The organism is Nocardiopsis sp. iso_237, from assembly GCF_056173345.1.
Genome location: NZ_CM149669.1, coordinates 6,005,823 through 6,020,895, shown reverse-complemented (window position 1 = coordinate 6,020,895; position 15,073 = coordinate 6,005,823). Strand labels below are relative to the sequence as shown.

Sequence of the window (15,073 nt, the reverse complement as noted above, 5' to 3'; positions counted from 1 at the left end):
CAGCCGAGGTCCCTCCCGTGACATCTGGATGCCCCCGCGCGAAGCTGTACCACCACGAAGCGCGACCCGACCCCTACGCCGTGTACGAACGCATGCGCGCCGAGCACGGACCGGTGGTCCCGGTGGAGCTCGAACCCGGTGTGCACGGGTGGCTCGTCACCGACTACACCACCCTCATCGCGTGGTCGCGGGACACCACCACGTTCGGGCACGACGCCCGCCTGTGGAAGGACTTCCACGAGGGCCGCGTCAGCGCCGACGCGGCGGTCCTGCCCATGATGGCCCCCCGCCCCAACGCGCTCTTCGTGGACGGGACCGAGCACCAGCGCTACCGCAGGGCGATCACGGACAGCCTCGGCGCGATCAGCTCCGACCGCTGGGTCGAGGTCACCGCCCGCTACGCCAACGGGCTCATCGACCAGTTCTGCGAGCGCGGCCGGGCCGACGTCCTCAACGAGTACGCCCGGATGCTCCCGCTCCTCGTCATCAACGAGCTGTTCGGGTTCGACCGCGACCAGGGCGTGCGCTTCGTCGAGGCCATGCGCAACCTGTGGCTGGGGGTCGACACCGAGCGGTCCAACTCCCAGGCCGAACTGGCGCTCTCCGAGGTGGTCACCGCCAAACACCGCGAACCCGGCGACGACGTCACCACCCGCCTGATCCGGCACCGCGCCGCGCTCACCGACGAGGAGGTGATCATGCAGCTCCTGCTGGTGGTCGCCGCCGCCAACGAGCCGACCGCCAACCTCATCAACGCGGGCGTGCGCGAGGTCCTGGCCGACCCCAACGCTCCGACCGACCGCGCGCCCTCCCCGACGATGCTGGCCGACATCGTCGACCGGGTGCTGTGGCGCGACCCGCCCATCACCAACTACCCCGTCATCTACCCGCGCGTGGACGTGCCGCTCGGCGGCGGCCGCACCATCGAGGCGGGTGCCCCGATCCTGCTGGGCTTCGCCGCGGCCAACCGCTTCTACGTGGAGGAGAACGCCGAGCGGATGGAGGAGTCCCGCAACCGGGCCCACGTGGCCTGGGGCGCCGGGCCGCACCGCTGTCCGGCGCGCGAGGAGGCCACCACGATCACGATGGTCGCGCTGCGCACCCTCCTCGACCGCCTGCCGGGGCTCAGGGTGGAGGTGCCGCCGGAGGACCTGCGCTGGCAGCTGTCCGCCCTGTCCTGGATCCCCGTCACCCTTCCCGTGCAGTTCACCCCCCAGATCCCCCCGCCCCCCACCCCCGTCGAAGGAACTCCATGGACCGCGTCAGACTCGCGCCCGGAAACCTCCGCGCGCAGAGCACCCACCTCCGGAAGATCGCCCCTGTCGTCCCTGTCCGCCTTCCTGGTGAGGTTGACGCGTGGGTCGTGACCACCCACGAGGCCGTCAGCGCGGCCCTGGCCGACCCGCGCGTGCAGAAGGACAAGAAGTACTGGACCGCCTTCAACGCCGGGGAGATCCCGGCGGACTGGCCGCTGATCTCGTGGATCATCAACGAGAACATGCTGTCCAAGGACGGTGAGGACCACACCCGTCTGCGTCGGCTGGTCTCCAAGGCCTTCACCCCGCGCCGGGTCGAACTGCTCCGCGAGGGGGTCGTCGCCATCGTCGAGTCGCTCCTGGACGACCTGGAGAGGGCGGCCGAGGAGAGCCCGGACGGGGTCGTGGACCTGCGCGCCGTCGTCTCCCAGCCGCTGCCGCTCACCGTGATCAGCGAGCTGTTCGGGGTGGACGAGGCGACGCGGCCCCGGCTGCACGGGCCGGTCGGCGTCTTCTTCGACCAGAGCGTCACCCCCGAGGAGGCGATGGCCACCTTCTTCGAGCTGTGGGGCGTGCTCACCGAACTGGTGGAGACCAAGCGCGCCGCGCCCGGCGACGACCTGACCACCGCCCTCATCGCCGCCCGCGACGAGGAGGACCGGCTCACCGAGGACGAGCTCATCTGGAACCTGGTGCTGTTCATCAGCGCCGGATACGAGACCACGATGAACCTGATCTCCAACGCGGTGCGGGCGCTCACGAACCACCGCGACCAGCTCGACCTGGTCGTGGCGGGAAAGGTGGAGTGGTCCAGGGCCGTCGAGGAGGTGCTCCGCTGGGACCCGCCCGGCCAGTACGTGCCGATGCGCTACACGACGGAGGACCTGGAACTGGCGGGGGTGCCGGTCCCCAAGGGCGAACCGCTCCTGCTCGGCTACGGCTCGGCCAGCCGGGACGACGCGCGCCACGGGCCCACCTCCGAGGAGTTCGACGTCACCCGTGAGGACAGCTCGCACCTGTCCTTCTCCCACGGCCGCCACTACTGCCTGGGGGCGAGCCTGGCCCGGATGGAGGTGAACGAGGTGCTGCCGCGCCTGTTCGCGCGCTTCCCGGACCTGGACGTGGCGGTGGACGACGCCGACCTGGTCCCGGCCCCGTCGATCATCGCCTCCGGGGTCGAGGCCCTCCCGGTCCGGCTGCGCTGACCCTGCCCCTCGATCCCGTCGGAGGTCACCCCGGTGGCCCCGGCGGGATTCGCGCATGTCAGGGATGATTCCGGGGGATGTGTGACCGACGGCAACGGGGTTGGCACCTCCGGGAGAGCACCGAGGAGCGGGTCCCGCCTCCTAGACTCGGCAGGGTCCCCCCGACCTCCTCCCGACGACCCCCTGCCCTGTCCCGCCCTCCTCCCACGGAAGGCCCCCTCCCCCGAAGAGGATCGCGCGCACATGAACAGTTCGGAATCCGACCCCGGCCGTGTCCTGGTCAACCGGTACCGCCTGGACGAGGTCATCGGCGCGGGCGGCATGGGCCGGGTCTGGCGCGGCACGGACACCCTGTTGGACCGCCCGGTCGCGGTCAAGGAGCTGACCACGCCGCCGAGCCTGCCCCCGCACGAGGTCGACGTCCTGCGCACCCGCATGATCCGCGAGGCCCGCAGCGCCGCCCAGCTCAGCCACCCCTCCATCATCACCGTGTTCGACGTGGCCGAGGAGGACGGCCGCCCGTGGATCGTGATGGAGCTCGTCCGGGGGCCCTCCCTCGGGGACCTCATCAAGGACGAGGGCGCGCTGGAGGTCCCCCGCGCCGCCAACGTCGGTGAGCAGATGGCCGCCGGTCTGGCCGAGGCGCACGACCGCGGCATCGTGCACCGCGACATCAAGCCCGGCAACGTCCTCATCGCCGGGAACGACCGTGCCGTCCTCACCGACTTCGGCATCGCCCACCTGGACGGTTCCACCCACCTGACCAGCACCGGACTGCTGATCGGGTCACCGAGCTACCTCGCCCCGGAGATCGCGCACGGCCGCGCGGCCACCCCCGCCTCCGACATGTGGGCGCTGGGCATCACCCTCTACCAGGCGGTGGAGGGCGCGCTGCCGTTCGACCGCCCCACCCCGATGGCCACCCTGACCGCCATCGTCACCCAGGACCTCCCGGAGACCCCCAACGCGGGCGCGCTCCGTCCGGTCCTGGAGGCCCTCACGGAGAAGCGGCCCGAGGACCGGCCGTCGGTCAACGAGGTCCGTGCCCTCCTGCGGGAGATCCGGGACTCCGGTTCGACGAGCACCACCATGCTGGTTCCCTCCCTGGGACCGGCTCCGGAGGACCCCTCGGAAGGGAACCGGGTCACCGACCAGGGCACCGCGCACCGCGCGGTCGGCGCCGCCGAGGCCGCTCCCGCACCCGCGCCGCCGCTCGCCGACATCCCCCGGCGCCCCCGGGAGCACACGGCCGGATCACGGGGCCGGACGCTGCTGGTCGCGGCGGCCGCCGTCGTCCTGCTGCTGGCGGTCGGCGCGACCACGCTGTTCGTCAGCATGAACCGTTCGGACGACGCCGACGCCGGGCTGGCCGGTTCCAGTGAGGAACAGGCCGCCGGAGGCGCCCCGGAGGAGGATCCCGCCGAGGAGGGCTCCGAGACCCCCGCCGAGGGCGGGGACGGCGCGGACGAGGAGGCGGCGGAGGAAGAGGAGGAGCAGGAGGACGACCAGTGGGACTTCCTCGACCGCCACGAGGACTCCAGCGGCTTCTCCGTGGACGTCCCCGGGAACTGGGAGGTCGACCGCCAGGGCCACATGGTCTACTTCCGCAACCCGGACGGCGGTTACCTGCTGGTCGACCAGACGGCCAACCCCAACGACGACGCCGGTGACGACTGGCGTGACTTCGAGCCGACCGGCCGTCAGAACTTCTCCGGCTACTCGCTGATCGGTATCGAGGACGTGGACACGGCCTGGGCCGACGACTACGTCAGCGCCGCCGATTGGGAGTTCACCTTCAGCGGCCGCGACGGCGAGATGCACGCCATCAACCGAGGCTTCCACACCGAGGACGTCGGATACGCCCTGTTCCTGGTGAGCGCCGACGAGCAGGACTACAACCACGAACTCCTCGACCGCATCTCCGAGTCCTTCGAGCCCGCCTCCTAGGAGCCCGGGGGCAGGACGGCCGAACCGGCGCCGTGGTTGAAGCCGCCCGCCTCGTCCCGCGTGAGCGAGGGCGTGGGCGGGTGGCCGCGCAGGTGTTCGATCGCGCGCTCCAGGTCGGCCAGGAACAGGTCGGCCATGTCGTGGCTGAAACCGTGCCGCACCAGTACGCGCTGGATGACCTCGTCCTGGCGGTCGGCGGGCAGCGGGTAGGCCGGGACCAGCCAGCCCCGGGTGCGCAGGCGGTCCGCCAGGTCGTACAGGGTGAAGGGCTCGTCGCCGACCATCCGCCACGCCACGGCGCTGATGCCCCGGTCCGGGTCGCCGCCGTGGATGATCTCGAACGGGCCCATCGCGGCCACCCGCTCGGCCAGGTGCCGCGCGGTCTCCAGCTGGGCCCCGTGCACGAGCCGGTAGCCCTCGTGGCCCAGACGGACGAAGTCGTAGTACTGCGAGATCACCTGCCCGCCGGGGCGCGAGAAGTTCAGGCTGAAGGTGGCCTCGGTCCCGCCCAGGTAGTTGACCTGGAACACGAGGTCCTCCGGCAGGTCCTCGGCGGTGCGCCAGACCGCCCAGCCCGCGCCGAGCGGGGCCAGGCCGGTCTTGTGCCCGGAGGCGTTGACGGAGCGGACCCGGGGCAGCCGGAAGTCCCACACCAGGTCGGGGTTGGAGAACGGGGCCACGAACGCGCCGTTGGCGCCGTCCACGTGGATGCGGATGTCGTGGCCGGTGCGCTCCTCGAACCGGTCGAGGGCGGCGGCGATGCCCCGGACGTCCTCGAACAGCCCGGTGAAGGTCTGACCGAAGTTGCAGACCACCATGATGGTGTTCTCATCGCAGTGGCGGTCGACGTCGTCCGGTTCCATCAGGTACCGGTCGCCGCGCAGGGGGACCTGGCGGAGCTCGACGTCGAAGTAGCGGGCGAACTTCTCCCAGCACACCTGGACCGGACCGCAGACGAGGTTGGGCCGGTCGGCGGGTTTGCCCTCCGCCGCGCGGCGCCGGCGCCAGGCGAACTTGGCCGCCAGGCCGCCGAGCATGGCGGCCTCGCTGGAGCCGGTGGTGGAGGTGCCCGGGGCCCCGGCCGGGTCGGGGGAGTGCCACAGGTCGGCCAGCATGCGCACGCAGCGCTTCTCCAGCTCCGCCGTCTGCGGGTACTCGTCCTTGTCGATCATGTTCTTGTCGAGCGACTCGTCCATGAGCCGGTGCACCTCGGGCTCCACCCAGGTGGTGCAGAAGGTGGCGAGGTTCATCCGGGAGACGCCGTCGAGCATGAGCTCGTCGTGGACCAGCTGGTAGGCCACCCGCGCCTCGGTGCCCCGCCGGGGGAAGCCCTCCTTGGGTGCGCCGTGGCGCATCAGCCGCTCCGCGTAGACGTCCGCGTCGCCCTCGTGATCGCCCATCGATCCCCCCTGTCACCGTGACCGGTCACCAGTATGCGATCCGGAACCCCGATGAGCGGGGAGGACCCGCGCGGGGTCAGCCCTCGTCGATGAGTCTGGCGTCGTGCACGAGGAGGGCGATCTGCACGCGGTTGTTCAGGTCCAGCTTGGTCAGGACACTCGACACGTGGGTCTTGACCGTCGGCACGCTCAGGAACAGCCGCGCGGCGATGTCCGCGTTGGACCGCCCCTCGCCCACCGCCACCGCAACCTCGGTCTCCCGCGCGTTCAGCAGTGACAGGCGGGCCCGGGCCCGGTCCGCGCGCCCTCCCTGGTCGCTCTGGGCGACCCGGTCCATCAGCCGCCGCGTGACGTTCGGGGACAGCACGGGGAACCCCCGGGCCACCCGCCGGACCGACTCCACGATCTCCTCCGGCGGGGTGTCCTTGAGCAGGAACCCGGCCGCCCCCGCCCGGAGGGCGCGCAGCACGTGTTCGTCGGCGTCGAAGGTGGTGAGCACCAGCACCTCCGGCGGGTCGGGCAGCGCCCGCAGCCTCTCGGTGGCGGTCAGCCCGTCCACCGTGGGCATGCGGATGTCCATCAGGACCACGTCCGGGGCGTGCCGCTCGACGAGCTCCTGGACCGCCGCCCCGTCCTCGGCCTCCGCGAGCACGCGCACGTCCGGGGCGCCGCCCATCATCATCACCAGGCCGACCCGCACCAGGGCGTCGTCGTCGACGATCACCACACCGATCCGACGGTCCACGTCCCGCTCCGTTTCGCTCATGAGGGCCACGGTAGCCAGGCGGACAGGCGCCAGCCACCACCGGCGGTCGGGCCGTACTCCAGGCGGCCGGAGGCGAGGGAGACCCGCTCGGTCAGGCCGACCATGCCCTGACCGCCCCCGGGCGCCTCCGGGGCGCGGACGGCGGGTCCGTTGCCCACCTCCACGTTCAGCCCCCGGCCCGGGGACCCGGAGATCCGCACGGACGTGCGGGCGCCGGGCGCGTGCTTGCGGGCGTTGGTCAGCCCCTCCTGGACGATCCGGTACGCCGCGCGCCCGGTGCGCTCGGGGACCTCGCCCGAGTACTCCTCCACGAAGTCCACCCCGGCTCCGGTGTCCCCGGCCTCGGCCACCAGCTGGGCCAGGTCGGCCATGGTGGGCTGGGGGAGCTCGCCCACCGGGGCGCGCAGCACGCCGATCACCTCGCGCAGGTCCTGGAGGGCCTGGTGCGCGCTCTCCCGGATCACCCCGGCGGACCGGGCGACCTCCTCGGCGGGGGCGTCCGGCCGGTACTCCAGGGCGCCAGCGTGCACGCTGAGCAGCGACAGCCGGTGCCCCAGGACGTCGTGGATCTCCCGGGCGATGGACTCGCGGACCCGGTGCTGGGCCTGCTCGGCGCGCAGCTGCGCCTCGGCCTCGGCGTGCGCGGCCCGCTCCCGCAGTGAGTCGAACAGCTGGCGCCGGTGCTGCACCGACAGGCCCCACCCGGCGGCCGCTCCCTGGAACACCGCGCCCAGCAGGAACGTGGTCACCACGGGGGTCCCGTACGGGTCGGGGTGGACCAGGGCGCCCACGTAGGAGGAGAGGAAGCTCAGACCGAGCACCGTGAGCCCCACCCTGGGAGGGCGGTGGACGCACAGGGAGAACAGGGCGACGAGCATCGCCCCTCCGGCCAGCGGGAACACCCCGGAGACCACGACCAGGCCCACCGCGATCCCCACCGGCCAGCGGCGCCGCCACCACAGGGACGCGCAGCAGGCCAGGGCGACCAGCTGCTCGGTGACGCGCAGGGGGTCGGGCGGGGTCGGGGGCGGGGGTTCACCGGGCAGGGTCACCGCGCCCAGGAGCCCGAAGCCCAGGGCGGTCAGGAACATCAGGGTGTCCACGACCCAGTCCCGCGCGCCGCGCCGGTACCGCTGCCGGGAGGAGGTCGTCTCGTTCATCGTCTCGGAGTCTAGGGAGTGGAGGCCGCGCAGGTGGGGGGACGGGGCGGACTCGATACCGAAGGCCGCGCGGGACGCTACTTTGGTCGTGCGGGGACCACCCCCGCGGCCGATCCGCCGGAGGGGAGCCGCTGCCTAGGGTCGTGCCATGCGCACCGCACTCCAGGGCCTGGGCGCCCTCCTCACCCTCATGGGGGTCAGTGGGGCCGTCGACCACCTCTGGACCCAGCCGATCCTCGGGATCGTGCTCAACTCCTTCAACCGCCTGGTGGTCCGGAACGTCGCGGCGCTCCAGGAGAACGCCCTGCTCGCCAACCTGGGGCTGGCCGCCTGCGGGATCGTCCTCGTCGTCGCCGTGGAGTCGCTGACCGCCTCCCGGAGGCGCGGCTGAGGGGCCGGTGTCCGGGTGGTTCCACCGTTTCGCGCTCGTTCCGCCCCCGGGAGTGGGTACCGTCAGCAGGCGGAGCACCCGCGCGTGAACCTGGGGGATCACCCGATGAGCACACTGGTCACCGGCGCCACCGGACAGGTGGGTCGACGTGTCCTGACCGAACTGCGCAGACGCGGCCTGCCCGCCGCCGGTGCCTCCAGGGACGGTGAGGTGCGGCTGGACTGGACCGACACCACCAGCTGGGAACCGGCGCTGAAGGGGGTGGAGAGCCTCTTCGTGACGGTTCCCATGGCCAGCGGGCTGGCCGACCGGGCCGGGGCCTTCCTGGAGAGGGCGGCCGGGGCGGGGGTCCGGACGGCGGTGCTGACCACCGCGATGGGGACCGAGGACGGGCCGCCCGACTCCGAACAGCGCGTGTTGGAGCGCCGGGTCCGCGAGCTGTTCGACCACTGGACGGTGGTCCGCCCCAACTGGCTGGACCAGGACTTCACCGAGGGCCTCTTCGCCCGGCTGGCGCGCTCGCGCAACGGGCGGCTGGAGCTTCCGCTGCGCAAGCGCGCGGAGGTCAGCTTCGTGGACGCGCGCGACGTCGCCCACACCGTCGTCGCGGCCCTCACCGACGACTCCCTGCACGGGCGCGAGTACACGCTCACCGGCCCCGCCCCCGTCTCCTTCCGCGACTTCGTGCGGATGACCAAGGGGACGGAGAGCCCCGTGTGGCGGTACAAGAAGGTCGACGAGGCCGGGTTCTACTTCCGGGCCACCAACATGGGCTGGTCGGACCGGTACGTGGACACCCTCAACGAGCGGTTCCGGGCCGTCGCCAACGGCCGGGCCGCCGTGGTCACCGAGGACGTCCGCCGCGCCCTGGGCCGCGACCCCGTCCCCGTGGCCAAGTTCGTACGCGAGTCCGTGCACTGACGCGCCGGACGCCCGCCTCCCCGGTGCGGGAGACGGGCGTCCGGGCGGGGCGGCGGCCTACTTGAGGAGCTGGCGGGCCATCACCATGCGCTGGATCTGGTTGGTGCCCTCGTAGATCTGGGTGATCTTGGCGTCGCGCATCATCCGCTCCAGCGGGAAGTCCTTCACGTAGCCGGCGCCGCCCAGCAGCTGCACGGCGTCGGTGGTGATCTCCATGGCGGCGTCGGAGGCGAAGCACTTGGCGGCGGCGCCGTAGAAGGCGAGGTCGTCGTCCCCGCGCTCGGACTTGGCGGCGGCCACGTAGACCATCTGCCGGGCGGTCTCCAGCTTCATGGCCATGTCCGCGAGCATGAACTGGATGCCCTGGAAGTCGGCGATCGACTTCCCGAACTGCTTGCGCTCCTTCACGTAGGCCACGGCGTGGTCCAGGGCGCCCTGGGCGATGCCGACGGCCTGCGCGCCGATGGTGACGCGGGTGTGGTCCAGGGTGCGCAGGGCGATCTTCAGGCCCTCGCCCGGCGCGCCGACCATGCGGTCACCGGGGAGGTGGACGTCGTCGAAGAACAGCTCGCGGGTGGGGGAGCCCTTGATGCCGAGCTTGCGCTCGGGCTCGCCCAGGGTGAACCCGGCGTCGTCGGCGTGGACCACGAACGCGGAGATGTTGCGGCCGCGCCTGCCCTCGGGGTCGGTGACGGCCAGGACGGTGTAGTACTCGCTGACACCGGCGTTGGTGATCCAGGACTTCTGGCCGTTCAGGACCCAGTCGTCGCCCTTGGGGGTGGCCAGGCTGCGCATGGAGGCCGTGTCGGAACCGGCCTCGCGCTCGGACAGGCCGTAGGAGAACATCGCCTCGCCGCGCGCGACCGGCGGCAGGTAGCGCTGCTTGACCTCCTCGGAGGCGCCGAGGATCAGCGGCATGGTGCCGAGCTTGTTCACCGCCGGGATGAGGGAGGAGGAGGCGCACACGCGGGCGACCTCCTCGATGATGACGCAGGTGGCGAGCGCGTCGGCGCCCACGCCCTCGTAGTCCTCGGAGATGTGCGCGGCGTGGAAGTCGGTGGCGACCAGGGCGTCCAGGGCGTCCTGCGGGAAGGCGGACCGCTCGTCCACCTCGGCGGCGTGCGGGGCGATCTTGTCCTCGGCCACGGAGCGGACCGCCGCCCGCAGTTCCTCGTGCTCCTCGTTGGTCTTGAACAGGTCGAAGTCGCCCATCACGCTCTCCTCGGTCTGGCACCGCGTGCCTGAATATGGCATTCGGTGCCAGGGTAGGAGATGATCGGGACGAAGTACACAGACGGGGTCGGATACCTTGGCGCCGGGAAGGGGAGGTGGGCGTGGCGACGACACGTGTGTCGACCCGCGAGGCCGTGCTGGCGGCCGTGCGACTGTTCACCGACGAGGGCTTCGACGGCACCACCATGGACGGCATCGCCGCCGCCACGGGCGTGAGCCGACGCAGCCTCTTCCGCAGGTTCGGCTCCAAGGAGGACCTCCTCTTCGCCGAGCACGACGAGCTCTTCGAGACGGTCGTGCGCTACATGGACGCCTCCCCCGAGCCCCCCGCGGACACGGTGGCCGCCGCCGCGCGCCTGGTCTTCCAGGGCTACGTCCGCGACCCCGAGATCACCGTCCCCCGGTACCGGCTGGTCCGCGCCCACCCCCGGCTGCGGGACCGGGAGGTGGCGATGACCGCGCGCTACCAGGCCGCGTTCAGCCGCTACCTGGCCCACAGCGCCGGGGAGGACCGCCCGTCCCTGGAGGTCGAGATGGTCGCCGCCGCCGTCATCGCCGCCCACAACCACGTGCTGCGCGGCTGGCTGCGCGAGCCGGACGACGGACGGGTGTGGGACCGCTTCGACGCGGCGATGACCAGGGTCACCGACCTCGCCGCGCCCCTGCTCGGCGGCCCCGGCGGCGCGCGTGGCCGGGCTGCCGACGCCCGAGGGGAACGGGTCCTCGTGGCGGTCTACCCGCGCGGAGCGGACACCTCCGACCTGCTGCGACGGGTCTCCGAGGCGGTCGAGCGGGACCGCTAGCCCGATCGGGTCCCAGCCACGTCCGCGCGCGCGTAGGCTGGACGGGGCCGAAAGCAGGGCAGCGAACGAGGCGGGGCGGACAGCGCAGATGAGCGTGGACACGGCGGGAGCGACCAAGCAGGAGTCCGAGGTCGCCCATGAGGCGGAGCGGCGGCGGACCTTCGCGGTCATCTCGCACCCCGACGCCGGTAAGTCGACGCTCACCGAGGCGCTGGCGCTGCACGCCGCGGCCATCTCCTCCGCCGGCGCGGTGCACGGCAAGGGCGACCGCAAGGGCGTCACCTCGGACTGGATGGACATGGAGCAGGACCGGGGGATCTCCATCACCTCGGCCGCGCTGCGCATCGACTACGACGACCGCGTCCTCAACCTGCTGGACACCCCCGGCCACGCCGACTTCTCCGAGGACACCTACCGGGTGCTCTCGGCGGTCGACTGCGCGATCATGCTGCTGGACTCGGCCAAGGGCCTGGAGCCGCAGACCCTCAAGCTCTTCGACGTGTGCCGCGCCCGCAGGATGCCGGTCATCACGTTCGTCAACAAGTGGGACCGCCCGGGCCGCGAGCCGCTGGAGCTCCTCGACGAGATCGAGCAGCGCATCGGCCTGCGCCCGACCCCGCTGAACTGGCCGGTCGGCATCGCGGGCGACTTCCGCGGCCTGGTCGACCGCACCAGCGGCACGTACACCAAGATGACCCGGACCCCCGGCGGCGCCCAGAAGGCGATCGAGGAGGTCCTGGACGCCGACCGCGCCGCCGAGGTCGAGCTGGACGCCTGGGAGCAGGCCCAGGAGGAGATCGAGCTCCTGGAGGCGCTGGGCGCCGACTTCGACCACGAGTCCTTCATGGCGGGCGAGTCCTCCCCGGTGCTGTTCGGCGCCGCGCTGTCCAACTTCGGGGTGGGCCAGCTGCTGGACACGGTCGTGGGCCTGGCCCCCGCGCCGTCGGCCAAGGTCGACGACAAGGACCGGCCGCGCAGGGTGGAGCAGCCCTTCTCCGGCCAGGTCTTCAAGATGCAGGCCAACATGGACAAGAACCACCGGGACCGGATGGCGTTCGTGCGGGTCAGCTCGGGCCGGTTCGACCGGGGGATGGTGCTCACGCACGCGCCCACCGGCCGCCCCTTCGCCACCAAGTACACCCAGGCCGTCTTCGGCTCGGACCGCTCCACCATCGACACGGCCTACCCGGGTGACGTGATCGCCCTGGTCAACGCGCACGCGCTGGCGGTGGGGGACACCCTCTTCGACGGCCCGAAGGTCGCCTTCCCGCCGATCCCCAGCTTCGCTCCCGAGCACTTCGTGGTGGCGCGCGCGGTGGACGCGGGCAAGTACAAGCAGTTCCAGCGCGGTATCGCCCAGCTCGACGCCGAGGGCGTGGTGCAGGTGCTCACCTCCGACGTGCGAGGCGAGCAGGCCCCGGTGCTGGCGGCGGTCGGCCCGCTCCAGTTCGACGTCGTCAGGCACCGGATGGAGCAGGAGTTCCGCAGCCCGATCGAGGCCTCCCCGCTGGAGTACTCGGTGGCGCGGCGCACCGACGAGGAGTCCGCGCCGACCCTGCACTCCCTGTCCGGGGCCGAGGTCCTGCGCCGCCGCTCGGACGGTGAACTGCTGGTGCTGGTCCACAACAAGTGGCGGCTGCGCGTGATCGAGCGGGACCACCCGTCGCTGTTCATGCAGGCGTTGCTCGCCGGTGGTGTCGACGAGGGCGAGTAACGCCCCGTCACCCGCTGTCAACGCGGGGGTCGGATTCTCCGGCATTGCGCGAAGTCATTGTTTACCGGCGGTGAATGCCGGTCACCCGTTGTCGACTTCGGTCACGTTCGGTGCGCCATTCGCGGTGCCCCGTTCGGGCCCCTCGGCCCGGACGTGACGAGAGGGACGAATACCACGTCGGGGAAGAGTGTGAACTCTCGTGCGCGGGGCACATACCGAGGTCCCCGGAGCGCCGGGGGACGGCGCCCGCCGAGTCGCCGCCGCACCCGGACCGGGGCGGCAGAGGCCAAGATCACCGAGTCGGGGGTGCCCCGCCTCAGCCCTTGTGATCAGGGCGAAGGTACTCTGATAGCAGGCCGCTAGGGCGTGTTCGAACACCTGGCCGCACCGAGTTCTGTTCAGGTCTGTCCGCATCTGTGAAGTGCGGGCCGAAGGACGGGCCCACGTGCGTCCCGCGTGGGGTTCGGTGCGCCCAGGGGACCGGTTCAGGAGACCAGGGACGGGTGGCGGGAGAACCCCGCCGGCGTCCGTGAAGTCTCAGGGCGATCACGGCGTTATCGACGTTCGGCAAAGTCTGTAAATCTTCACTCCGTGGTAATTCTGATCACGTCTGGGTATGTGTTGCATGTCACCTGTTCGTGAATCGGTGAAACTTATATGATTTTGCTTAACCGTCGTTTAACAAAACAGAACAATAACGAGTGAACAAGTCGCGGCGGCGGATCGCCTCGCGTCTGACGCACCTCACGTATCCCCCGCCTGGAAAGGTTGACCTCGGGCATGAGCGATGACAAAGAGCGCACGGTGGAGCTCCACTACGAGGGCGGCGTGCTGAAGCTGCCGGTTTTCACCGGTACCGAGGGTGAGAGCACCATCGAGCTGAAGACCCTGCTGGGGTCGACCGGTATGACGACCCTGGACCCGGGGTTCGGCAACACCGCTTCGTGTAGCTCGAAGATCACCTACATCGATGGGGCCGCGGGCATCCTGCGTTATCGCGGGTACCCGATCGAGGACCTCGCGGTGCACAGCACCTTCCTTGAGACCGCCTACCTGGTGATCTACGGCGAGCTGCCGGAGCCCGGCCAGCTCAAGGAGTTCTCCGAGAAGCTGCGCGACAACGCCGACATCCCGGCCGAGATGGGCGCCTTCATCGACGCGATGCCCCGCAACGGGCACCCCATGTCGCTGATCGCGAGCGCCGTGAACACCCTCGCCGCGTACTACGACGACAGCGTGGACCCGGACGACGAGGACCAGGTCGAGCTCGCCACGATCCGGCTGATGGCCAAGCTGCCGACGATCGCGGCCCGCATCTACCGCAACTCCATCGGTGAGACGCCGATCGAGCCGGACTCCTCGCTCGACTACGTCGACAACTTCATCCGGATGACCTTCGGCGACAAGGCTCCCACCGGTGAGCTCGGCGAGCTGTTCAACAAGGCCGTCGGCATGCTGCTGGTGCTGCACGCCGACCACGAGCTGAACTGCTCCACCGCCACCGTGCGCGTGGTCGGTTCCTCCAAGGCCGACATCTACGCCAGCGTCGCCTCGGGCGTCAACGCCCTGTCCGGCCCCTCCCACGGCGGCGCCAACCAGGCCGTCCTGGAGATGCTGGAGGAGATCCGCGACTCGGGCATCTCGATCGAGGACTTCCTGGAGAAGGTCAAGGCCCGCGAGATGCGTCTCATGGGCTTCGGCCACCGGGTCTACAAGAACTTCGACCCGCGCAGCAAGGAGATCAAGGTTCTGGCCAGCCAGATCCTCGACCGCCACGACAACCCCGACGAGCTCTTCGCGCTGGCCCTCAAGCTCGAGGCCGCCGCGCTCCAGGACTCGTACTTCACGGAGCGCAAGCTCTACCCGAACGTCGACTTCTACACCGGCGTCATCTACCGCACCATGGGCTTCCCGAGCAACATGTTCACCGTGCTGTTCGCCATCGGCCGCCTGCCCGGCTGGGTCGCCCACTACCGCGAGCAGCTGACCGACCCGGCCTTCCGGATCGCCCGCCCGCGTCAGCACTACGTCGGCTCCGCCGAGCGCCGCTACCCCGGCCAGGGGTAGCCCCCGCCGCAGTGCCCCGACCGCCCGCCCACGTCACCGACGAGGGCGGGCGTTCGTGCGTCCGGGCTGACTCGGCGCGTACTCCGCACCACCTCGTGCCAGGTGAAGAACTTCCCTTTCCGTGTATTTTGCGTACTTTCTGTCATCCGTATGCGACGTTGAGGGAAGTTGCAGAGGGTGACCCCGCATCGCGCGGGACCCACACGAGGA

The 15,073-nt window shown here is 71.1% G+C and carries 12 protein-coding genes; 8 read left to right on the top strand and 4 right to left on the bottom strand.

Annotated features, from left to right (window positions below; genetic code table 11):
- Positions 1–80 precede the first annotated feature (80 nt).
- The 3 genes from AC0VYM_RS27085 to AC0VYM_RS27075 all read left to right on the top strand — a co-directional run bounded on the left by AC0VYM_RS27085 (position 81) and on the right by AC0VYM_RS27075 (position 4,408).
- Entirely contained in the window at positions 81–1,367 is a 1,287-nt protein-coding gene (locus tag AC0VYM_RS27085) for a cytochrome P450 family protein (protein ID WP_475463265.1), read from the top strand.
- Positions 1,364–2,461: a cytochrome P450 family protein gene (locus AC0VYM_RS27080; RefSeq protein ID WP_475456797.1), complete on the top strand. Its 1,098-nt coding sequence runs from the start codon at positions 1,364–1,366 to the stop codon at positions 2,459–2,461. Before AC0VYM_RS27085 ends, AC0VYM_RS27080 begins: the two co-directional genes overlap by 4 nt.
- Before the next feature lie 243 nt (positions 2,462–2,704).
- The gene (locus AC0VYM_RS27075) at positions 2,705–4,408 is read left to right on the top strand and encodes a serine/threonine-protein kinase (RefSeq protein WP_475456795.1); all 1,704 of its coding nucleotides are present in this window, start codon (positions 2,705–2,707) and stop codon (positions 4,406–4,408) included.
- Here AC0VYM_RS27075 and gad read toward each other — a convergent pair.
- From gad to AC0VYM_RS27060, 3 genes are all read right to left on the bottom strand, one after another.
- The gene (gene gad / locus AC0VYM_RS27070) at positions 4,405–5,808 is read right to left on the bottom strand and encodes a glutamate decarboxylase (protein ID WP_475456793.1); all 1,404 of its coding nucleotides are present in this window, start codon (positions 5,806–5,808) and stop codon (positions 4,405–4,407) included. The two genes, AC0VYM_RS27075 and gad, sit on opposite strands and share 4 nt — an antisense overlap.
- Before the next feature lie 76 nt (positions 5,809–5,884).
- The gene (locus AC0VYM_RS27065) at positions 5,885–6,574 is read right to left on the bottom strand and encodes a response regulator transcription factor (RefSeq protein WP_475456791.1); all 690 of its coding nucleotides are present in this window, start codon (positions 6,572–6,574) and stop codon (positions 5,885–5,887) included.
- Positions 6,571–7,734 carry a sensor histidine kinase gene (locus AC0VYM_RS27060; protein ID WP_475456789.1) on the bottom strand — a complete coding sequence of 388 codons (1,164 nt, stop codon included), beginning with the start codon at positions 7,732–7,734 and terminating at the stop codon, positions 6,571–6,573. Before AC0VYM_RS27060 ends, AC0VYM_RS27065 begins: the two co-directional genes overlap by 4 nt.
- 148 nt (positions 7,735–7,882) lie before the next feature.
- Here AC0VYM_RS27060 and AC0VYM_RS27055 point away from each other — a divergent pair, with 148 nt between their 5' ends.
- Together AC0VYM_RS27055 and AC0VYM_RS27050 are read left to right on the top strand one after the other, a co-directional pair.
- On the top strand, positions 7,883–8,125 hold the full coding sequence (locus AC0VYM_RS27055; RefSeq protein WP_475456787.1) for a hypothetical protein: 243 nt from the start codon (positions 7,883–7,885) through the stop codon (positions 8,123–8,125).
- A gap of 105 nt (positions 8,126–8,230) precedes the next feature.
- A complete protein-coding gene (locus AC0VYM_RS27050; protein WP_475456785.1) occupies positions 8,231–9,046 on the top strand; it encodes an NAD(P)H-binding protein in 816 nt (271 codons plus the stop codon).
- Positions 9,047–9,103: 57 nt separating this feature from the next.
- Here the strand turns inward: AC0VYM_RS27050 and AC0VYM_RS27045 are convergent, their stop codons facing one another.
- Positions 9,104–10,258 carry an acyl-CoA dehydrogenase family protein gene (locus AC0VYM_RS27045; RefSeq protein ID WP_475456783.1) on the bottom strand — a complete coding sequence of 385 codons (1,155 nt, stop codon included), beginning with the start codon at positions 10,256–10,258 and terminating at the stop codon, positions 9,104–9,106.
- Between the two features lie 116 nt (positions 10,259–10,374).
- Here AC0VYM_RS27045 and AC0VYM_RS27040 point away from each other — a divergent pair, with 116 nt between their 5' ends.
- The 3 genes from AC0VYM_RS27040 to AC0VYM_RS27030 all read left to right on the top strand — a co-directional run bounded on the left by AC0VYM_RS27040 (position 10,375) and on the right by AC0VYM_RS27030 (position 14,863).
- Complete coding sequence (locus AC0VYM_RS27040) at positions 10,375–11,082, top strand: TetR/AcrR family transcriptional regulator (protein ID WP_475456781.1); 708 nt, start codon at positions 10,375–10,377, stop codon at positions 11,080–11,082.
- A gap of 88 nt (positions 11,083–11,170) precedes the next feature.
- Positions 11,171–12,796 (top strand): peptide chain release factor 3, encoded by a 1,626-nt coding sequence (locus AC0VYM_RS27035; protein WP_475456779.1) that lies wholly within the window; start codon positions 11,171–11,173, stop codon positions 12,794–12,796.
- 780 nt (positions 12,797–13,576) lie between these two features.
- The gene (locus tag AC0VYM_RS27030; RefSeq protein ID WP_475456777.1) at positions 13,577–14,863 is read left to right on the top strand and encodes a citrate synthase; all 1,287 of its coding nucleotides are present in this window, start codon (positions 13,577–13,579) and stop codon (positions 14,861–14,863) included.
- The last annotated feature ends 210 nt before the right edge of the window (positions 14,864–15,073 follow it).